20 protein-coding genes and 1 pseudogene are annotated in these 19209 nt (G+C 67.5%); 19 read left to right on the forward strand and 2 right to left on the reverse strand.

The features are described from left to right. The 12 genes and pseudogenes from ftsY (at nucleotide 1) to M3M54_RS03050 (ending at nucleotide 9206) form a co-directional block, all read left to right on the forward strand. Nucleotides 1-1002, forward strand: a complete 1002-nt coding sequence (gene ftsY / locus M3M54_RS02995; RefSeq protein ID WP_249020701.1) for a signal recognition particle-docking protein FtsY — start codon at nucleotides 1-3, stop codon at nucleotides 1000-1002. A 37-nt stretch (nucleotides 1003-1039) separates the two neighbouring features. Further along, nucleotides 1040-1474 (forward strand): NfeD family protein, encoded by a 435-nt coding sequence (locus M3M54_RS03000; protein ID WP_249020702.1) that lies wholly within the window; start codon nucleotides 1040-1042, stop codon nucleotides 1472-1474. Nucleotides 1475-1500: 26 nt separating this feature from the next. Next, on the forward strand, nucleotides 1501-2400 hold the full coding sequence (locus M3M54_RS03005) for an SPFH domain-containing protein (protein WP_249020703.1): 900 nt from the start codon (nucleotides 1501-1503) through the stop codon (nucleotides 2398-2400). Nucleotides 2401-2479: 79 nt separating this feature from the next. Beyond that, a complete protein-coding gene (locus M3M54_RS03010) occupies nucleotides 2480-3961 on the forward strand; it encodes an APC family permease (RefSeq protein WP_249020704.1) in 1482 nt (493 codons plus the stop codon). 96 nt (nucleotides 3962-4057) lie between these two features. Next, nucleotides 4058-5389, forward strand: a complete 1332-nt coding sequence (ffh, locus tag M3M54_RS03015) for a signal recognition particle protein (protein ID WP_249020705.1) — start codon at nucleotides 4058-4060, stop codon at nucleotides 5387-5389. Between the two features lie 13 nt (nucleotides 5390-5402). Beyond that, nucleotides 5403-5648: a 30S ribosomal protein S16 gene (gene rpsP / locus M3M54_RS03020; protein WP_249020706.1), complete on the forward strand. Its 246-nt coding sequence runs from the start codon at nucleotides 5403-5405 to the stop codon at nucleotides 5646-5648. Beyond that, nucleotides 5645-5899: a KH domain-containing protein gene (locus tag M3M54_RS03025; RefSeq protein WP_249020707.1), complete on the forward strand. Its 255-nt coding sequence runs from the start codon at nucleotides 5645-5647 to the stop codon at nucleotides 5897-5899. Before rpsP ends, M3M54_RS03025 begins: the two co-directional genes overlap by 4 nt. 8 nt (nucleotides 5900-5907) lie before the next feature. After that, nucleotides 5908-6414: a ribosome maturation factor RimM gene (gene rimM / locus M3M54_RS03030; protein ID WP_256465810.1), complete on the forward strand. Its 507-nt coding sequence runs from the start codon at nucleotides 5908-5910 to the stop codon at nucleotides 6412-6414. Nucleotide 6415: 1 nt separating this feature from the next. Further along, nucleotides 6416-7144, forward strand: coding sequence for a tRNA (guanosine(37)-N1)-methyltransferase TrmD (gene trmD / locus M3M54_RS03035; protein ID WP_249020709.1), 729 nt, complete (start codon nucleotides 6416-6418; stop codon nucleotides 7142-7144). An 80-nt stretch (nucleotides 7145-7224) separates the two neighbouring features. Next, nucleotides 7225-7563 (forward strand): annotated as a pseudogene (rplS, locus tag M3M54_RS03040) (50S ribosomal protein L19); the annotation flags it as partial. Nucleotides 7564-7808: 245 nt separating this feature from the next. Next, nucleotides 7809-8462: a signal peptidase I gene (lepB, locus tag M3M54_RS03045; RefSeq protein ID WP_249020710.1), complete on the forward strand. Its 654-nt coding sequence runs from the start codon at nucleotides 7809-7811 to the stop codon at nucleotides 8460-8462. 96 nt (nucleotides 8463-8558) lie between these two features. Further along, on the forward strand, nucleotides 8559-9206 hold the full coding sequence (locus tag M3M54_RS03050) for a ribonuclease HII (RefSeq protein ID WP_249020711.1): 648 nt from the start codon (nucleotides 8559-8561) through the stop codon (nucleotides 9204-9206). 14 nt (nucleotides 9207-9220) lie between these two features. On the opposite strand, the gene M3M54_RS03055 is transcribed toward M3M54_RS03050, so the two are convergent. Next, complete coding sequence (locus M3M54_RS03055; protein WP_249020712.1) at nucleotides 9221-9592, reverse strand: YraN family protein; 372 nt, start codon at nucleotides 9590-9592, stop codon at nucleotides 9221-9223. Between the two features lie 146 nt (nucleotides 9593-9738). Between M3M54_RS03055 and M3M54_RS03060 the strand changes: the two genes are divergently transcribed. The 7 genes from M3M54_RS03060 to M3M54_RS03090 all read left to right on the forward strand — a co-directional run bounded on the left by M3M54_RS03060 (nucleotide 9739) and on the right by M3M54_RS03090 (nucleotide 18016). Further along, nucleotides 9739-11262: a YifB family Mg chelatase-like AAA ATPase gene (locus M3M54_RS03060; protein ID WP_249020713.1), complete on the forward strand. Its 1524-nt coding sequence runs from the start codon at nucleotides 9739-9741 to the stop codon at nucleotides 11260-11262. Then, nucleotides 11262-12374, forward strand: a complete 1113-nt coding sequence (gene dprA / locus M3M54_RS03065; RefSeq protein WP_249020714.1) for a DNA-processing protein DprA — start codon at nucleotides 11262-11264, stop codon at nucleotides 12372-12374. The genes M3M54_RS03060 and dprA overlap by 1 nt, the downstream gene beginning before the upstream one ends. A 37-nt stretch (nucleotides 12375-12411) precedes the next feature. Then, nucleotides 12412-12657 carry a hypothetical protein gene (locus M3M54_RS03070; RefSeq protein ID WP_249020715.1) on the forward strand — a complete coding sequence of 82 codons (246 nt, stop codon included), beginning with the start codon at nucleotides 12412-12414 and terminating at the stop codon, nucleotides 12655-12657. A gap of 10 nt (nucleotides 12658-12667) precedes the next feature. Further along, on the forward strand, nucleotides 12668-13297 hold the full coding sequence (locus M3M54_RS03075) for a hypothetical protein (RefSeq protein WP_249020716.1): 630 nt from the start codon (nucleotides 12668-12670) through the stop codon (nucleotides 13295-13297). A gap of 48 nt (nucleotides 13298-13345) precedes the next feature. Continuing rightward, on the forward strand, nucleotides 13346-14581 hold the full coding sequence (locus tag M3M54_RS03080) for an IS4 family transposase (RefSeq protein ID WP_249019107.1): 1236 nt from the start codon (nucleotides 13346-13348) through the stop codon (nucleotides 14579-14581). 342 nt (nucleotides 14582-14923) lie between these two features. Beyond that, nucleotides 14924-16156, forward strand: coding sequence for a hypothetical protein (locus M3M54_RS03085; protein WP_249020717.1), 1233 nt, complete (start codon nucleotides 14924-14926; stop codon nucleotides 16154-16156). A 144-nt stretch (nucleotides 16157-16300) separates the two neighbouring features. Further along, nucleotides 16301-18016, forward strand: a complete 1716-nt coding sequence (locus M3M54_RS03090; RefSeq protein ID WP_249020718.1) for a L,D-transpeptidase family protein — start codon at nucleotides 16301-16303, stop codon at nucleotides 18014-18016. 87 nt (nucleotides 18017-18103) lie between these two features. Here the strand turns inward: M3M54_RS03090 and M3M54_RS03095 are convergent, their stop codons facing one another. Beyond that, nucleotides 18104-19192 (reverse strand): low specificity L-threonine aldolase, encoded by a 1089-nt coding sequence (locus M3M54_RS03095; protein ID WP_249020719.1) that lies wholly within the window; start codon nucleotides 19190-19192, stop codon nucleotides 18104-18106. Nucleotides 19193-19209 lie beyond the last annotated feature (17 nt).

Consider the following 19209-nt stretch of genomic DNA (forward strand, 5'->3'; position numbering starts at 1 on the left):
ATGGCCCGCGACTGGGCGGATCTGGTCATCGTCGACGCGGCCAGGAGCATGCTGGCGCCGGAGCCGGCGGCCGCAGCGGAAGCCACGCGGCGTCGGCGCGGCATGTTCACCCGCCTGCGCGAGAATCTGCGCAAGACGCGGCAGGCGCTTGGCGCAGAGATCCAGGCGACGCTCTCCGGCGAGCTCGACGCGGAGAGCTGGGAGCGTCTGGAGGAGGCGCTCATCTACGCCGATGTCGGCGCTCGCACCACCGCCCAGGTCGTGGCTGAGCTCGAACGCGAAGCGGCGGCCGGAGGGCTGGTGGGCGCGGAGGCGCTGAGTGCGCGGCTCGTGGAGCTGCTGGCGGCGATCGCCAGAACCGGAGACGACCGCATCGACCTGCGCGCGAAGCCGACCGTGATCCTGATGGCAGGCGTCAACGGCACCGGCAAGACGACCACGGCGGGCAAGCTCGCCCACCATCTGAGCCGGGAGTTCGGTCTGCGGGTCGTGCTGGCGGCCGCCGATACCTTTCGCGCCGCTGCGGTCGAGCAGCTCGAGGTATGGGCGCAGCGCTCCGGTGCTCAGTTCGTCCGTGGACCGGATGGCACCGACCCGGGGTCGGTCGCATATGACGGCGTCAGCGCAGCGCTCGACAGCGGTGCCGACGTGCTGATCATCGACACCGCGGGACGCCTGCACACCCAGGAGGACCTGATGGGTGAGCTGGCCAAGGTCCGACGCGTGGTCGCCAAGCAGATTCCCGACGCCCCGCACGAAACCCTGCTCACGGTGGATGCGACCACGGGCCAAAACGGTCTGCGCCAGGCGCAGATCTTCGCTCAGGCGATCGAGGTCTCAGGCTTGGTGTTGACCAAGCTTGACGGCACCGCCAAGGGCGGCATCGCGCTGGCGATCGCCAGCGATCTGGGCATTCCTGTCAAGCTGATCGGGATCGGTGAGCGGCTCGACGACCTGCGCCCGTTCGACGCTGAGGACTTCGCGCGCGCGCTTGTGCAGTGAGTTAGCCCGGCGGGCGGCGGGAGTAAGCTGAGTGGTGGTGGCTGGTTGGCTCATCTGGCTGATCGTGGCCTGTGGCTTCGGGGCAGGAGAGCTGCTCGCGGGCGCCGGCAGCTTCTTCCTGGCGCCCTTTGCAATCGGCGCCGCGCTGGCGGCGGCCGCGTCAACCGTCGTCGGCGGGACGGCCAGCGGTGTGGTGTTCATCCTTGCCACCGTGCTCACGCTGATGTCGGTGCGCCCGCTGGTGCACCACCGGCTGAACAGCGGTCCGGAGCTGCGGACGGGCGCGGCAGCCCTGGTCGGCCGACAGGCGCTGGTGACCGAGCGGATCGCAAACCACGAGGGCGTTGGCCGGGTTCGGATCGACGGCGAGGTCTGGAGCGCCCGCGCGTTTGACGAGGACACCGTGATCGAACCGGGGACCAGCGTCCAGGTTGTTGAGATCAAGGGCGCTACCGCGCTCGTCATGGAGTAGGCCAAGAGCTACGGAGAGGGGACCAGATGGTGGGAGCAATAGTCGCGGCGGTCGTGGTCGTTTTTTTGGTGATCCTCTTCGCGCGGACGGTGCGCATCGTGCCGCAGGCGAAGGCTGGGATAGTCGAGCGTCTCGGCCGCTACAACCGCACGCTGGGACCGGGGATGACGGTGCTCGTCCCGTTCGTCGACCGTCTGCGGCCGCTGATCGACCTGCGCGAGCAGGTCGTGACCTTCGCGCCACAGCCGGTCATCACCCAGGACAACCTCGTGGTCCAGATCGACACCGTCCTGTACTTCACCGTCAACGACGCCCGCTCGGCGACCTACGAGGTCGCCAATCCGCTGCAGGCGATCGAGCAGATCACGGTCACGACCCTGCGCAACGTGATCGGGTCCCTGAGCCTCGAGGATGCGCTCACCAGCCGCGACCACATCAACGCGCAGCTGCGCGGCGTGCTCGACGAGGCCACCAACAAGTGGGGGATCCGTGTCAACCGGGTTGAGCTGAAGTCAATCGACCCGCCGGGATCGATCCAGGAGGCGATGGAGAAGCAGATGCGCGCCGAACGTGATCGCCGCGCGGCGATCCTCAACGCAGAGGGCGTCAAGCAGTCCCAGATCCTGACCGCCGAGGGCCAGCAGCGTGCCGCGATCCTGACCGCCGAAGGGGACAAGCAGGCGGCGATCCTGAGGGCCCAGGGCGAGGCGCAGGCCATCCAGACCGTCTTTGAAGCGATCCACAGCGCGGACCCGGACCCGAAGGTGCTGCGCTACCAGTACATGCAGATGCTGCCCAGGCTCGCCCAGGGAGATGCCAACAAGCTGTTCGTGATCCCGTCAGAGTTCACGCAGGCCGTCGGTGAGATCGGCCGGATCTTTGGACACAGCGACCACAACGAAGCCGCCTCAGAGGACAGCAAGTAGCGAATCGCTGGTCTGCCGCCGACCGTGCGGTTAGTCTCCGCGGCCAATCGTGTCTGTTGGTGAGAAAGGGGGGATTTGTGTGGCTGCTGTAAGTGACGCAGCTTCAACGGGTGAAACCGGCCATTCCCATGGTCTGGACAAGGGTGCGCTGGGCTTTCTGGACGCAATCGTGATGGCCGTGGCGGGTGTCGCGCCCGCCTACTCGATCGCCGCCACCACCGCCCTGCTGGTCGGGACCGTCGGCTTCGCGGGGCCGGCTGCGCTCCTGTGGTGCGGGATCCCGATGTTCGGCATCGCGATCGCCTACCACCAGCTCAACAAGATGGGCGCAAGCGCGGGCGCCGCCTACGCCTGGGTGGGCCGTGTCCTGCACCCCTATCTGGGCTGGCTGGCCGGCTGGTGTCTGATCGTCTCAGCGCTTTTGTTCATGGTCGCAGGCTCCTTCCCAGCCGGCCAGGTGACGCTGTCGCTGTTCTCCGCCTCGGCCGCCGGCCAGGCTGGTTGGGTGGCGCTGGTCGGGTCGGTCTGGTTTTTGGTGATGGCCTACTTCGTGGCGCGTGGCGTCCGCATCACCGCCAACGCGCAGTGGATCATGTCCTCGATCGAGCTCGTGTTGCTGGTGGCCTTTGCCGTGCTCGGCTTCGTCAACGCCCCAGCCCACCCGCACATCAGCTTCTCGCTGAGCTGGCTCGGATTCAGCCACTTCAGCGCCTTCAACGGCAGCGGCGCCAGCTTCGTTGCCGGCGCGCTGATCGCGGCCTTCTACTACTGGGGCTGGGACGTCTCCTCAAACCTGGGCGAGGAGACGGACAACAGCGAGAAGCACTCGGGTTTGGGCGGCATGATCGGCGTCGGCATCGTGTTCTTGCTTTTTGAGGCCTTCACGATCGTCGTGAACATGGACGTGCCGACCAAGACGGTCGGTTCGAGCAGCAACGTGCTCGAGAACCTCGGCCACATCGTTGGCGGCGGCGTCGGCGGCAAGCTGATGATCGTCGCGGTCGCCCTTTCGACGATCGCCACGCTCGAGACCACGCTGATCCAGGTCACGCGGTCGCTGTGGTCGATGGCCAGCCAGCACACGCTGCCCGCGCGCTTCGGACAGCTGCACCCGCAGTGGCGCACGCCGGTGTTCGCCACGGCGGTGGTGGCGGTGATCTCCGTGGCGCTGTTCGTCATCTCGAGCTTCGCCAACTCGGTGAGCACCGTGCTGACCGACGCGATCAACGCGATCGGGCTGCAGATCGCGATCTACTACAGCCTGGCGGGCATCGCGGCCGCGGTGGCGTTCCGCAAGCTCGCCTTCCGGTCGGTCAGCAACTTCCTGCTGATGCTGGTCTTCCCGCTGCTGGGCGGGATTTTCATGCTCTACATCTTCGTCGAGTCGCTGATCGGTGGGTCGCTGACCGGCGCCGAGATCGGGATCGGGATGGGGGCTGTCGCGATCGGGATCATCCCGATCGTCTACTACGCCGCCAAGGGCAGCGCCTACCTGCACGCACGGCCGACGCTCGGTCGAGTACTACCGACCGAAGGGCTCGGCGAAGAGCGCATCATCTGATGTGCTCAGCGTGATGTGATCGCCCGGAGATAGGTTCCACGCTGCCGCCGGTCAAGCGGACCGGCGGCAGCGGGCATCCGGCTAAGCTCTGGCCCAATGTTTGAAACGCTCTCGGAGAAGCTGCAGGCGACGCTCAGCGATGTGCGCGGCCACGGCACGCTGACCGAGGCCGACATCAGTGCTGCGATGCGGGAGATCCGCCTGGCGCTGCTCGAGGCCGATGTGAACTTCCAGGTCGTCAAGAGCTTCACCGCAGCGGTGCGTGAGCGTGCGCTGGGGGCGGACGTGATCGGCCAGCTGAACCCTGGCCAGCAGGTCGTCAAGATCGTCAACGACGAGCTGACGGCGCTCATGGGCGGGGAGGCGCAGGACCTCCACTTCGCGTCGCGCCCGCCGACCGTGATCCTGATGGCGGGGCTGCAGGGGTCAGGCAAGACCACCGCGACCGCCAAGCTAGCCCGCTACCTGCGCGAGCAGCACGGCTCATCGGTTGCCGTTGCCGCCTGCGACGTCTACCGACCGGCCGCGGTTCAGCAGCTGATCCAGGTGGGCCAGCGCGCGGGAGCAGAGGTCTACGAGCAGGGAACGGAGAAGAGCCCCGTGCAGATTGCCGCCTGGGCTCGTGATCGTGCCCAGGCCGACGGCAAGGACGTGCTGATCGTGGACACCAGCGGCCGGCTGCACGTCGACGAGGAGCTGATGCGCGAGCTTGCCGAGATCCGCAAGGCGATCCGGCCGGATGCGGTGCTGCTGGTGGTCGACGCGATGACCGGCCAGGACGCGGTGCAGGTCGCCGACCAGTTCAGCCAGACCGTTGCGCTGGACGGTGTCATCGTCACCAAGCTCGACGGCGACGCCCGTGGCGGTGCGGCGCTGTCGGTCAAGGCGGTAACCGGGAAACCGATCATGTTCGCCTCGACAGGCGAGAAGCTCGACCAGTTCGAGCGCTTCTATCCGGAGCGGATGGCCCAGCGGATCCTTGGCATGGGCGACGTGCTGTCGCTGATCGAAAAAGCCAGCGAAGCCTTCGACGAGCAGCAGGCGCGGGAGCTCGAGCGCAAGTTCCGCCGACAGGAGTTCGACCTTGACGACTTCCTCGAGCAGATGCGCCAGATCCGCCGGATGGGGCCGCTACAGAACCTGCTCAGCATGATCCCGGGCATGGGCAAGGAGCTGCGCGGCGCGAAGATCGACGAGCGCGAGTTTGACCGCATCCAGGCGATCATCCTCTCGATGACCCCGCAGGAACGCCGTCACCCGGAGCTGATCAAGGGCTCCAGGCGACTGCGCATCGCCCGCGGGTCGGGCACCAACGTGCAGGCCGTCAAGGCGCTGATCAAGCAGTTCGAGCAGATGCGCAAGCTGATGAAGGTCATGGCCTCGGGCAAGACGCCGGACCTCCAGGCGCTGATGCGCGCGGCACGCTAACCTCTGCTGCTCTATGGCAGTCAGACTACGACTAACACGCGTCGGTGGACGCAAGAACCCCATGTGGCGGGTTGTTGTCGCGGACCAGCGCTCAAAGCGCGACGGCCGCGTGATCGAGACCGTCGGGCATTACAACGCACAGACCGAACCTTCGACGATCGTGATCGATGAGGCTCGCGTCCGAGACTGGCTGGACCGTGGCGCACAGCCATCGGAGACGGTCAAAAAGCTCCTGAAGACGCAGGGCATCACCGCTTGAGCGAAGCCGTCCCCTCGCCGCGCGAGCTGCTCGAGTTTCTGGCACGTGGCCTGGTCGCGGAGCCCGACGCCGTCAGCGTCAAGGAGTCGGACGAGGAGGACGGCAGCGTCATGCTGGAGCTCGCCGTGGCGCGCGAGGACTACGGCAACGTGATCGGGCGGCGCGGACGTACCGCTTCGGCCTTGCGGACCGTGGTGAAGGCTGTTTCCGCGCGTCAGGGCCACCGCGTCTTCATCGACATAGTCGACTAGGCGAGCGCGTGCCTGAGGCGGCCGCCGGCGGGGGTTGGTTACAGGCCGGACGGGTCGGAAGGCCCCATGGTCTCGATGGGAGCTTTCTCGTGGCGGAGGCAAACCCCGTGCTCCTGCAGGCGGTCACGGAGGTCAACCTGGCCGGCGCACAGCGCGCGATCGTGCGCCGTGCCGGGCACCGGCAGCGTCTGATCCTTGGCGTCGAGGGCTGCGCCGACCGCGAGGCGGCGAGGGCTCTGCACGGCGCGCGGTTGCTCGTCCCGCGCGCCGCTGCGCCAGAGCTCTCAGACGACGAGTGGTGGGCTGAGGATCTGGAGGGGTTGCGTGTGGTCGACGGCGACGCGCCGGTAGGCGTCGTCAGACGGCTGCTGGCACTGCCGTCGTGCGAGGTGCTGGAGGTCGTGCGTGAAGGTGGTGAGGTGTTGCTCGTGCCGCTCGTCTCAGACGCGGTCCGTACAGTTGACCCAGGACGTGGGGTGGTGGACGTGAACCTCTCCTTCCTGGGCGAGGCTTGATATGGAGATAGACGTCTTCACGCTCTTTCCGGAGTGGTTTGAATGGTTTCGCCAGCAGCGCCACGTGCGCACCGTGCTGGCCGCCGGTGGCAGGCTTGAATGCGTCAACTATCGTGACCACACCCCGCTTGGCGGTGGGCAGGTGGACGACACGCCGTTCGGGGGAGGGGCTGGCATGGTGCTGCGCGTGGATGTCGTCGATGCGGCCCTGCGCGCCCGCTACGGCATTGACCCCGTCGAGTTACGCGATCGCCGCCGGGTCATCGCGCTCACGCCGGGCGGCAGGTTGCTCGATGACTCGGTGGTCGATGAGCTCGCCGCTGAGGAGTCCTTGACGCTGCTCTGTGGTCGCTACGAGGGGTTTGATGAACGCGTGCTTGAACACCTCGCCAGCGAACGGCTCTCGATTGGGCGCTACGTGCTGGCCGGCGGCGAACTCGCGGCGATGGTGGTCTGCGATGCGATTCTGCGCAAGCTGCCGGGTGCGCTTGGGCACGACGACTCGGCGCTGGAGGAGTCCTTCAGCCCGGCGCTCGCGGGCGCGCCGGAGTACCCGCACTACACGCGACCAAGTGATTACCGAGGATGGCCAGTCCCGGAGGTGTTGCTCTCCGGCCACCATGCGAACATCCGGCATTGGCGGCTTGAGCAGTCTCGGTCACGTGCCGAGGCCCAGGCGCGCGAGCGTCAGAACCGGCGCCCGGCAGCTGAGCCGGGTCCGCTACCATAGGCCGCCGCGCGCCCAGTGGCGCGCTCAACTTCCAAACCCCGACACCGGCGACGCTCCGCCGCCGGTACCGAGCACGAGCAATGAGCACTGTCATCGAGAGCCTGGAGCGCGCACAGCTCCGCCGAGTACCCCAGTTTGACGCCGGTGACCGCCTGCGTGTCCACTTTCAGGTGATCGAAGGCACGCGCCGGCGCACCCAGGTGTTTGAGGGAATCGTGATCAAGCGCCAGGGACACGGTGCGCGTGAGACGTTCACCGTGCGCAAGAACTCTTTTGGCGTGGGTGTGGAACGGACCTTCCCGCTGCACTCGCCCAAGATCGAACGCATCGAGGTCGCGGCCCGCGGCGATGTTCGCCGTGCCAAGCTCTACTACCTACGCGATCGCGTCGGCAAGCGCGCACGTGTGCGTGAGCGTCGCAACACCGGCCCGGAAGAGGTTGTGGAACGCGAGCTTTTGTACGGCGCGGCGTTCGCCGAGCCTGAGGCCAGCCCCGAGCCTGACGCCGACGCGAAGCTGGAGGTTGCAGCCGAGGTGGAGGTTGCCGTCGAGTCAGAGCCTGCGGCGCAGGCCGAAAGCCCAGCAGCCGACGAGCCCGCCGCGCCTGACCCGGCCGCCGCCGGCGACGAGGCCTGACGGACATCGGTTTCGGGAGGACGTTGCCGGTGGCGTCCACGGCGAAGAAGCCCAAGGGCCTCATCGCCAGCGGCGTCGAACTCGTGTTGACGGTGGCCGTCGCCATCGGTCTTGCTCTGATCGTGCAGGCCCTGCTCGTGAAGCCCTACCGGATCCCGAGCGGATCGATGATTCCAACGCTCGCGATTGGGCAGAGAATTCTCGTAAACCGCCTGGATACCCACCCGGGTCTCGGAGACATCGTCGTGTTTCATCCGCCGACCGGTGCGGTCGGCGACGGCATCTGCGGCAACCCGAACCAGGGCGGCGGGCATTCGCAGCCCTGTGACAGGAACCTCCCGACCGAGGCGAAGGTCACATTCGTCAAGCGCGTCGTGGGACTGCCCGGCGACCATCTTAAGATCCTCGACGGCTACGTCTACCTCAATGGCAGACGCGAAAAGTTTGGCTATCACCCGAACCGGAACGCGAGCGTCCCGGGGTTCATCCCCTGCAACTCCGGTGCGCCGGCCGACTGCACGTTCGCCAGGACAATCGTCGTTCCGCCCGGTGAGTACTACATGATGGGAGACAACCGTGGCGATTCTCTGGACAGCCGTTTCTGGGGGCCGGTGCCGCAGAAGTGGATCATCGGCGTCGCCTTCGCGACCTACTGGCCGATTGGCCGCGTCGGCTTCTTCTGAACCTCGCGCACGCCTGGGGCGCGCACGGGTGGGCTGCTGTTCAGTCCTCATGCGCTCGCTGCCCGGAAGGGATCTCGGCTCGAGAGTCGTGCCCTGGTGAAGCGCACGCCCCGAGGCCCGCACCTGTTCGCCCACGACAGTGCTCTGGGAAGACGCTTCGTGGCCGGTGCTGACGAGGCAGGACGTGGCTGTCTGGCCGGACCACTGGTCGCTGCAGCGGTGCTTTTCGACCAGAGCAGGATTGGGCCGGTTGAGCTGCGCGCACTCGCGCAGCTCGACGATTCCAAGGCCCACGATCACGCTGCCCGGGCCAGGCTCTACCCATTGGTGATGGCGATCGCAAGCCGCGTCGCGATCGTTTCACGGTCCGCCGCCGGCATCGACGCCCGCGGTCTGCACGTCACCAACCTGGAAGCGCTGCGCACCGCTCTGCGCATGGTTGCCTGCGACGACGCGATCTGCCTCAGCGATGGCTTCGCGGTGGCCGAACTTGGTTACGAGCAGCGGGCTCTGATCAAGGGAGATGCGACCAGCGCTGCGATCGCGGCGGCTTCGGTGGTCGCCAAGGAGACACGGGACCGGTACATGCGCAGGGTCGACCAGCGCAACCCAGGTTTCGGTTTTGCCAGGCACGTCGGCTATGCCTCACCGGAGCACCGATCGGCGATCATGCGGCTCGGCGTCACGCCCCTGCACCGCCGCTCGTTTCATTCCACCGCCTACCAGCAGCTGTCATTCGAGTGACAGGCGGTGGCGCATCAGAATGCTCCTTCGAGATGGTCGAGGCGCACCAGCTCTCCCCCCGGCGTGAGCGTCACGCCGATCGCGTCGAAGCGCAACCCGGGAGCCCGCGGGTGGCTTCGTGTCGCCAGCCACTCACTGGCCATGTGCCTGACCTGGAGGCGCTTGCGCCGGTGTAGCGACTCGAGCGGGTCCCGGCCGGCGCGGTTGACAAGGCGGCTCTTGACCTCGCAGAAGACGATCTGGCTGCCGTCATAGGCCACGATGTCGATCTCGCCCCAGCGGCTGCGGTAGTTGCGCTCGAGGATCGTGAAGCCGCGCCGGACCAGGTGGTCGGCGGCAATCTGCTCGCCGCGGCTGCCCAACTTTCGGCGTCGGTCGGTCGTCACTGGCTTGACGGTATGGCCATGACCGTGTCGAGCGTGTGACGGCGTGTGGCGTGTCTGTGACAACGGCGCAGTTGCCGCGTTGAAAGGCACAAACCTGTCACAGATCGGCATGGTCGCGGCACGGCTTTGACCGTAACGTCGAGCGAATGCTTGCCAGGGTGACGACGTTTGCGATCGACGGAGTTGAGCCGCGCCGGATCTCCGTTGAGGTTGACATCCGCCAGGGCCTGCCCACATTCACGATTGTGGGGCTTGGCGATACGGCCGTTCGCGAGTCGCGCGAGCGTGTGCGCGCGGCAATACAGAACTCCGGCTACGACTTTCCGCTGCGGCGGATCACGGCCAACCTCGCTCCGGCCTCGTTGCGCAAGGGTGGTCCGGGCTTCGACGCGGCGCTGGCACTCGCTGTCCTGGCCGCCAGCGGTCAGCTGGACCCCCAGCTGCTCTTGGAGGCGGCTGTCTTTGGCGAGCTTTCGCTGAGCGGTGAGCTTCGCGCGGCTGCGGGAACGCTTGCGGTCGCCGAGGGCGCCCGGCGACACGGCGTTCCGGCGCTGGTGGTGCCGCTCACGCAGGCGCGTGACGCTGCTCTCATCGGCGGTGTGCGGGTCCTCGGCGTCAGCGGGTTGCGAGCCGCTGTGGACGCGCTGACCGGACGCGTCATTCCGCCTGATCCTGAGATGCCCGCGCATGTGGCGAGCGCGACCGATCGTCGGCTGCCCGATCTCGCCGACGTGCGTGGCCAACCCTTTGCCATCCGAGCGATGGAGATTGCCGCGGCCGGCGGCCACAACCTGCTCTTCGAGGGGCCGCCGGGCACAGGCAAGACGATGCTCGCGCGCCGCCTGCCATCGATCCTGCCCGCTCTCAGCAGAGCGGAGGCAATCGAGGTGACGCGGCTGTACTCGGTGGCGGGCCTGCACACCCAGGGATTGGTGATCTCACGCCCGTTTCGCGCGCCACATCACACCATTTCGGCCGCAGGTCTGGTCGGTGGCGGCACGCCGCCACGCCCTGGCGAGGCGTCGCTTGCGCATCGGGGAGTCCTCTTTCTGGACGAGCTCAGCGAGTTCCAGCGGCCGGCGATCGAGGCACTGCGCCAGCCGTTGGAAGAGGGCCGCGTGACGATTGTGCGCGGCCAGCGGGCGCTTCGCTTCCCGACCCGTTTCATGCTCGTGGCGGCCACCAACCCGTGCCCATGTGGCTACGCCGGGGTGGGCGATCGCTGCCAATGCTCCGAGACGGACCTGCGCCGCTACACGCGACGGTTGAGTGGCCCGTTGCTTGACCGGATCGACCTGCTGGTCACCGTCGGCCGACCGGCCGCCCAGGATCTCGACGGCTCGCCACAGACGAGCTCAGCGACGGTGCGGGCGCGGGTGGAGGAAGCGCGCGCACGCCAGCGCTCGCGACTGAGCGGAACGGGTGCGAGTTGCAACGCCGAACTCGACGCGGCGCTGATCCGCGAGCATGTGCGCCTCGACGGCGCAGCGCAGGCTGCCCTCGCCCGCGCATACACAGCCGGCGTCCTGTCGGCCCGCGGCCGTCAGCGGGTGTTGCGGGTTGCGCGCACCGTGGCCGACCTCGATGGGCGCAACCTCGTGTCCGCCACGGACGTGCTGACGGCGGTCGGTCTGCGGCAGCGGCTCGGCGATCCGGTGGCGGCGATCTGATGCGTATTCAGGCCTGCGAGGCATGCCTGCGGCGCACGTGGCTGCTTGCGAGGCTGGGTGGCTATCTGGATCATGTCCGGCAGCCGATCGAGACGGTTCTGGCGCTCGACGACGATGCGCTGGTCGCGCTGTGGGCCGGCGTCGCCGCCAGACGTGCAAGCGCCGAGCGACCCCAGCAGGAGTACGCGCGCTTCGGGCCGGGCGCGGCAGCGGCCGCCCGCCAACGTGCGACGGCCGTCGGCCTCGAGCTGATCTGCAGATGCGAGCCGGCCTACCCGGCGACGCTCCGAGCCTTGGCCGGCGGCCCGGCCGTGCTCCATGTCGCCGGTGGCTATCGGCGTCTGGCCGAGCTGCTGGCGGATGGATCGGTGGCGATCGTCGGTACCCGCAGGCCGACTGGCTATGGCAGCGAGGTGGCGCTCGGGCTGTCCCGGGAGCTCAGCGCGAGCGGCATGACGATCCTCAGTGGGATGGCGGTGGGGATCGACAGCCAGGCGCACCGTGGTGCGATTCTGGCCAGTGGCCGGACGATCGCGGTGCTGCCCGGAGACGCTGGCCAGCCGTACCCACGATCGAACAGAGCCCTGTACCGGCAGATCCTGCGCGAAGGTGTGGCGGTAGGCGAGCTTGGCGTGGGAGTGGCTGTGCGGCGCTGGTCGCTGCTGGCGCGCAACCGCCTGGTGGCGGCGCTGGCGGATCTGACCGTGGTCGTCCAGGGTGCGTCGCGTTCGGGTTCACTCAAGACCGCGGGGCTGGCTGTGGCGTACGGCAGGCCGGTGGGCGCCGTGCCCGGATCGGTGTTGGTCCGCCAGTCGGAGGGGCCGCACGGGCTTCTGCGAGGTGGGGCGCTCCTGATACGAAGCGCACAGGATGCGCTCGACGCGGTCTGCGGTGTTGGCGTCAGGCACGCCCGAGAACCGGCCGCTGCGGTGTTGGGACCCGAACAGCGGGCGCTTCTGGAAGCGATCCGGGCGGGCGCGGAGACGCCCGCGGAAATCGCGCAGCTGGAAGAGCTGGCCGACGCCGGCAGCGCCCTCGCCGCGCTGTCGGAGCTGGAGCTGATCGGCTGCATCCGCCGTGTCGCAGGGGGGCGTTATGTCGCAACGGTTTGACGGGGTCGCCGCTGGACGAGTCTGAGATAATCCCGGCGTGCGCTTTCTCAGAATGACACCCGGCCATGGAGAGGTCGTGATCGCTGAGGGCGATATCGAGCTTCCCGAGGCCGAGCGCGAACTCATCGCTGAGTTCCGCCGGCAACTGGACGCCGGCCTCTGGGCAGCAGTGCCCGTCGTCGGACGAGCTGGTCGGCGCGAGGCGGTCATGGTGCGCACCTTCGCAGAGGTGCCACGCGACGCGGAGCGCGTGATTTTCTTTCCGCGCGCCGCAGGCGGTTGAGGGCGGGCACGTGTTGCTGCCGCTGAGTGTGTCTGCGATCGTCGCCCTGGCGCTGCTCTCCGATATGCTCGCCCCCCGCGTCGTGGCGGGCTGGGAGCGTTATCGGACGCATCGGATGCCAGTCGCGGCGCCCTTCCCCGATCCTGGCCGTGAGCGGCGCGCGGAGCAGACTGCACGGGAGCTGCTGCGCTCGTGCGTCGGTGAGGAGGAGTGGGGGATGTATCGCGACCTCGGCTTCATCCGTGTATGGGGCTCGCAGAGCGCAGCTCGAAGTGGCGGCGCCGAGTACGCCTATCTGATCTATCCGCACCGGCCAATCATCTCCTATGAGCCGCAGACCGGCCGGCTGCTTGGCGAGCACTGCGTCGAGTTTCCCGATGACACCAGACCGTACGGCAGCTCCCGGCTGCCCGACTCTGATGATGTGCTGGCCAAGTGGATGGCGCTCACCGGCGACGAGCAGCGACTGCTGGCCAGCGCGAACCTGCATATGCCCGGTCGCCAGGTTGACGCAGATCAGGTCGCTCGCGACCTCTGGCGGCTCTCGCGTTGGGAGCAGGCACGCATGCGCGCGCTCGCCTCCGAGCTCGCAACTGGCCCGCGCGAGCAGGCTGATGAGCGTGGAGGCAGACGGGGCTAGGCGCAATACCGTTAAGTTAGTGTCTGGTGGTGGGGTTATTGTTGTGGCGTGCCTCGGTCTGGTTGGGTCAAGCCGCAGTCTGATCAGCGTGTTTCGGATCACATCTCGGTTGGTGTTCTGACGCGGGTGTTTCCGCCGGAGCTGGTGGATCGGGTGGTGGCGCAGGCGGGGCGGCGGGAGCGGCGCCAGCGGCTTTTGCCGGCGCGGGTGGTGGTGTATTACGTGCTGGCGATGGCGTTGTTTGCCGATGCGTCCTATGAGGAGGTGATGCGCCGGTTGGTGGAGGGGCTCTCATGGGAGTCGGGCTGGCAGTCCTCGTGGGAGGTGCCGAGCAAGGTCGCGATCTTTTTGGCGCGTAAGCGTCTGGGGTCAGAGCCGCTTGCGCTGCTGTTTCACGCGGCTGCGCGTCCGTTGGCGGTGGAGGCGACCAGGGGCGCGTTCTACCGAGAGTGGCGGTTGATGAGCTTGGACGGGACGTGCCTGGATGTGGCTGACACGCCTGAGAACGAGACGTTGTTCGGGCGGCCGGGGACGGGCCGCGGGCAAGGGGTCGGCGCGTTTCCGCAGCTACGGCTGGTCGCGCTCTCAGAGACGGGCACGCACGCGATCTGCGAGGCGGCGCTGGGGCCGTACACGACCGGGGAGAACGCACTCGCTGATGAGCTTATCGGTACGCTTGAGGCGGGTCAGTTGTGCCTGGCCGACCGTGGCTTCTACAGCTTCAAGCGCTGGCTGAACGCCCGTGAAACCGGGGCACAGTTGCTGTGGCGGGTGAAGGCGAACATGGTCCTCCCACGCGAGCGGCAGCTCACCGACGGCTCGTATCTGACCCGCATCTACAAAGACCAGAAAGACCAGCGCGCCAAGCGCGACGGCGAGCAGGTCCGCGTGATCGAGTACCAGCTCGACGACGGCGCCCGCTCAGATCCCGAGCAGCGCTACCGGCTGATCTGCACGATCCTCGACCCCGAGCACGGCCCCGCCGGCGAGCTCGGCGCGCTCTACCACCAACGCTGGGAGCTCGAGAACGCGCTGGATGAGCTGAAAACCCACCAGCGCGGTCCGCGCGTGGTGCTGCGCTCAAAGACCCCCGACGGCGTCTACCAGGAAGCCTACGGGTACCTGTGCGCCCACTACGCGATCCGCCGGCTGATGCACGATGCCGCTCTCGCCGCCGATGTCGATCCCGACCGATTGTCGTTCACCAGCGGCCTGCGTGCCGCCCAGCGCTCAGCCCGCACCAGACCGGGATTTTCCCCCCCACAGCCTCGCGACCGCTCATGAGCGGGCGGTCGCCGAGATCCTCGCCCAGCCACTCCCCGCCCGTCGCCTCCGTCGCAACCCGCGCGTCATCAAACGCAAGATGAGCAACTGGCCAGTCAAACGCGCCGAACACCGCAACACACCCAAGCCGACCAAACGTCCCGAAGACGCCATCACCGTACTAGCCGCCTAACTTAACGGTATTGGGGCTAGGCGGTTTGTGCGGTCGGGTGTGCTGAAGCGTCCGCTGGCCGGTGCGGAGCATGGGCGCCAGCCGACCGCGCTTTCCGTGCTCTGGATGTGTTCTGGTCAACTGATAGGTGCCGCGTAAGCGCGGCCGTGAACCACGAATCTGGATGGCTGATGCCCAACTGGACTGCGATCGCAAGCCGTTCTCGCCGCGCGCTGCGCGGCCGGCCGGCGCTGGCGGCGCTCGGCGGATTGCTCGCCACCCTGGCGCTCCTGGTGATCGGGTGCACGCCGGCGTGGGCGGCAGGCGGTGTCACGATCACCACCAGCTTCGAGAACGATCCGATCAGCGTGAACACGACCGATGCTGTTGGGTACGCGCTCACAAACACGACGGCGAGCGCGCAGACGGTGACGTTCACAGATGCCCTACCGGCCGGTGTGACGCTCGACAACCCCACCGCGGCGGCGCTGACCAACGGCTCGACCAGCGGCTGCAACCTCGTGCCGCCGGCAGCTGGACCTGGCGCCACATCGGTCACGGTCACGGTCACCGTGCCTCCGGCCACAGGTACGGCCTGCACCGTGTGGTTTGATGTCGTGGCATCGACACCCAGCAACGACCAGACGCTCGCAGATGCTTACACGGGGCTGTCCGCGAGCTCGGTTAAACCAGTTGCCACGCCGGGCGGGCTCATCGTGCTCTCGGACCCAACACTCAGCTTCACCTCGCCGGTCAACGGCCAGACCTTCTCCCTGGGCGAGATCGTCGACGCAAACTTCTCATGCGCTGCCAGCGATCCGCTGGATTCGATCGACAGCTTCTTCGGGACCGACGACGAAGGCAATCAGATCGAGTCCGGGGGACCGATTGACACCGTCGACCCGGGAACACACACACTTGAGGTTGACTGCTACAGCGCCGCCGGAGGCGGCTACGTCAGCCAGACCGTCAGCTACAGCGTCAGCTCATACACCCTGTTGGGCGTGCATGCTGCTCGTGGGAGCGACCAGATCTCTTATCGGACGCTCGTGCCGGCCGGCCAGCTCTTCACCCGGGTCTTCTATGGGAGCAAGCTGATCGCACTCAACAGGACGGCGGTGAGCGCGCAGGGGATCGCCACGGTGAGCTTCGGGCCGACAGCGGCCGGACGACGCCTGATCGGGTCGTTGCGGGGACGGTTTGCGACGCTCAGTCTCCAGGTCTCCTTTGAGCCGCAGGCGATCGGCAGCGGCGAGCAGCAGATCACGCCGGTGGCGGCAATCGTCACCAGCCGCCAGGTGAAGGTGCCGCTCTTGCGCCCGGCGCCACGGCAGGGGAAGCGTCGCCGCGTGCGTCCCCGCAGCCGCCGCATGCGTCCCCACAGCCGCCGCGTACGTCACCGCCACCAACTGCGCGCAGGCTGAACTGAGAGTCCGCTTATTCATCAATGCCTTAGGTGCGACTGCAATCGCTGCGATACCCTTGGTTAGGTAGGCGGCAGTCTTGGGTAGCCGCTTTGCGCAAGGCCAAGGCGTCCGCAAGGCCCGAACCGATGGGGAAGTGGCGTAATGCCTGCAGGTTCAAGTCGCAAAAACGTACGCGCGCAGCACAGTCGCCTCCGTTACTTCGTTGTGCCGCTGGTGGCGCTGCCGTTCGTGGTGGTCGCGGGACTGCTGGCTGTGGTCGCGCTATCGAGCGCGAACATCCGTGCTGGGCGTACATCGCTTGCGCAGATCACCCTGCCGACCGGCGGCGGACAGATCAGTCGCGTGGTGGCGATCGGTGGACCTGAACGCCAGGTGGTGGCGGTCAAGCTCGTGGGCGACCAGGTCCTGCCGGTGAGGCGTCTGCCGGCGGACTACCCAGTCACGGTGCAGGCGACCATCAGGCGTCCGGGCTGGATCTCCTGGCTGACCGGCTCAGAGCAGCAGGTTCAGGTCAATGAGACGACCCCGACGCCGCATCTGATCTCCACCTTCCTGACCCGCGGACAGGGCCGCCTGCTAACGGTCCAGTTCTCCACCCCCGTGGCGGCGGTGGGCGCGGGGGCCGTGGGCGCAAAGGTCGCAGCGCGACCGCTCTCCGCCCCGACCACCAGCTACAACCTAGCCGAGCAGGCGAGTGCCGGCACGGCCGACGTCGCCGCCGCCGCGCGCAGCTGGGAGATCCCCACCGTCACGCCTGTCTCCTGGTTCCCGGCCGGCGCGAACGCCACGGCGGTAGCCACACCCGCGCCCGGAACGACGATCACGCCCAACACCCGTATCACCCTCACATTCTCAAAGGATGTCTCGAGTGTGCTCGGCAGCCATCTGCCGCCGGTTGCGCCCAGCGGCTCCGGCAGCTGGCACCGGCTCAACGCCCACTCGATCCAGTTTGTCCCACAGGGGTACGGCTACGGTCTCGGCGCCAACGTCTCGGTCTCGCTTCCCTCCGACGTGAATCTGGTTGGCGGTAAGACGCACGGGTCCGACCCGGTCGGCCAGTGGACGGTACCGGTCGGCTCGACGCTGGCGCTACAGGAGCTGTTGGCCGAGCTCGGCTATCTGCCGCTGAACTTCACCCCGTCCAGCTCGGCAACGACGACGACGACAACAAACGCCACGCCCGCAGCCGGCCAGACGACCGCCACCTCGGCCGCGACCACGGCGGCGACAGCCACCACGCTCGCCGGCAGCCCGGCAGCCGAGGAGGCCGCGATTGTCAACCCGCCGCAGGGAACCTTCACCTGGCGCTATCCGAACACCCCCGCGCAGCTCAAGGCGCTCTGGTCGCCGACGGGCTGGACGGAGCTCACCCGCGGCGCCGTGATGGCGTTTGAGAATGCCAACGGACTCACCACCGACGGGATCGCCGGGCCGATCGTCTGGCGGACGCTGATCAAGGCTGCGGTGGCCGACAAGCAGAACACCTTCGGCTACACGTTCGTGATGGTCAGCAAGACGCTGCCCGAGAACATCAAGGTCTGGCACAACGGCCAGATCGTCGTGCAGGGACTCGCCAACACGGGGATTCCACAGTCACCAACTGCCGATGGCACCTTCGCCGTCTACGAGCACATCCCCGTCGGGACGATGAGCGGCACGAATCCCAATGGCACGCCCTACCACGACACCGGCATACCGTGGATCAGCTACTTCAACGGCGGCGACGCCCTGCACGGGTTCATCCGCGCGTCCTACGGATTTCCGCAGAGCCTCGGCTGTGTGGAGATGCCGTTCTCGGAAGCCGGGCAGGTGTACCCCTACACCCCGATCGGGACCATCGTCCACATCAGCCAGTAGCGCGACTCCGCGGAGTTGTGCCTGTGCGCGCAACCGCTTTTGATCGACGCCAGGGACGGCGGTCGCGGCAGCTGAAGGGCGGTGCGATCAGGCTGCCGCAGCGGTCAGCTGGGTGAACAGCTCGGCGATCTCGGCTGCCGTGATCTCCAGGGCAGGCTCGCCGATGTTGACCTCGATCATGCTGGTCCCGGGTAGCAATGCCGGCTTCAGCGGCCCGAACAGCCACACGCCCTGTCCGGCGGCGATCTCCAGGGCGCGCCGCCAGAGCAGCTCGCGGTCGCCGCGGATCTGAATATGAAACAGCGGCGTCTGTGGACGGCTGGGGATCACCTCCACGTCCGGGATCTCGCGCAACACCGCCGCGATCTGTCGAGCGTGCTCAAGGAACGTCGGCATCCGGGCAACAAGGTTCTCAAGGCCGGGTAGCGCAGCTGCCACGAATGGGAACAGGCGCGCGAGCGTGCCGCCGTGACGCCTGCGCCAGACCCGGGCCTGATCGATCAGATCCTCTGATCCAGCCAGCACACTTCCGGAAAGCCCAAGCAGACCCTTGTAAAGCGAGACGTAGCTGCTGTCAAACAGCCCGGCGATCTCATTGTGAGGCCGGTCGTAGTACGGGGCTGCCTCCCAGATGCGCGCACCATCAAGATGAACCGCGGCACCCTGGTCCCTGACGTAGTTGACCTGCTCTACCAGATCCTGCCACTCGGGCAGCTGGCCACCGATCTCGCGCTGGGGCAGCTCCAGCAGCACCGCGCCCAGCGGCCCCTTCAAGCGCGTGAGGTCGTCAAGCTCGATCAGCCGGGCGCGGTCACCGATCAGCTCGGCCTTGAGGCCATGCAGATGCGCATACCCTGCGTGCTCGTGGAGCTCGAGGTGGCAGGTGGGGTGCCATGCGACCGATCGCGTACACCGCTGCTCGCAGTGGATCCGCAGCGCGATCTGTTGGGCCATCGTGCCGCTTGGAAAGAGCGCCACGGCCTGCATACCCAACAGACCGGCGAGGCGCGACTCAAACTCCTCAACGACCTGCCCCTCACCGTAGAGATCGGGGCGCACGCCCTCGTCCAATGCGTCCGCGGCCTCCCGCAACGACTGTGCAGCCGACACGGGCCGGCGTGATGAGAGCCGGCGCTCACAGCGCCACATGACCGCCTGCCAATCCGGATCCGGCACGCAGGCCAGCATAGATC

This window comes from Conexibacter sp. S30A1 (assembly GCF_023330665.1).
Lineage (GTDB): Bacteria > Actinomycetota > Thermoleophilia > Solirubrobacterales > Solirubrobacteraceae > Palsa-465.

Excerpts from the sequence above, each read along its gene's own strand:
- trmD (WP_249020709.1), top strand. The coding sequence starts at position 6,416 with ATGGAGATAGACGTCTTCACGCTCTTTCCGGAGTGGTTTGAATGGTTT.
- dprA (WP_249020714.1), top strand. The coding sequence starts at position 11,262 with ATGCGTATTCAGGCCTGCGAGGCATGCCTGCGGCGCACGTGGCTGCTT.
- M3M54_RS03085 (WP_249020717.1), top strand. The coding sequence starts at position 14,924 with ATGCCCAACTGGACTGCGATCGCAAGCCGTTCTCGCCGCGCGCTGCGC.
- M3M54_RS03005 (WP_249020703.1), top strand. The coding sequence starts at position 1,501 with ATGGTGGGAGCAATAGTCGCGGCGGTCGTGGTCGTTTTTTTGGTGATC.
- rpsP (WP_249020706.1), top strand. The coding sequence starts at position 5,403 with ATGGCAGTCAGACTACGACTAACACGCGTCGGTGGACGCAAGAACCCC.
- ffh (WP_249020705.1), top strand. The coding sequence starts at position 4,058 with ATGTTTGAAACGCTCTCGGAGAAGCTGCAGGCGACGCTCAGCGATGTG.
- M3M54_RS03090 (WP_249020718.1), top strand. The coding sequence starts at position 16,301 with ATGCCTGCAGGTTCAAGTCGCAAAAACGTACGCGCGCAGCACAGTCGC.
- ftsY (WP_249020701.1), top strand. The coding sequence starts at position 1 with ATGGCCCGCGACTGGGCGGATCTGGTCATCGTCGACGCGGCCAGGAGC.
- M3M54_RS03060 (WP_249020713.1), top strand. The coding sequence starts at position 9,739 with ATGCTTGCCAGGGTGACGACGTTTGCGATCGACGGAGTTGAGCCGCGC.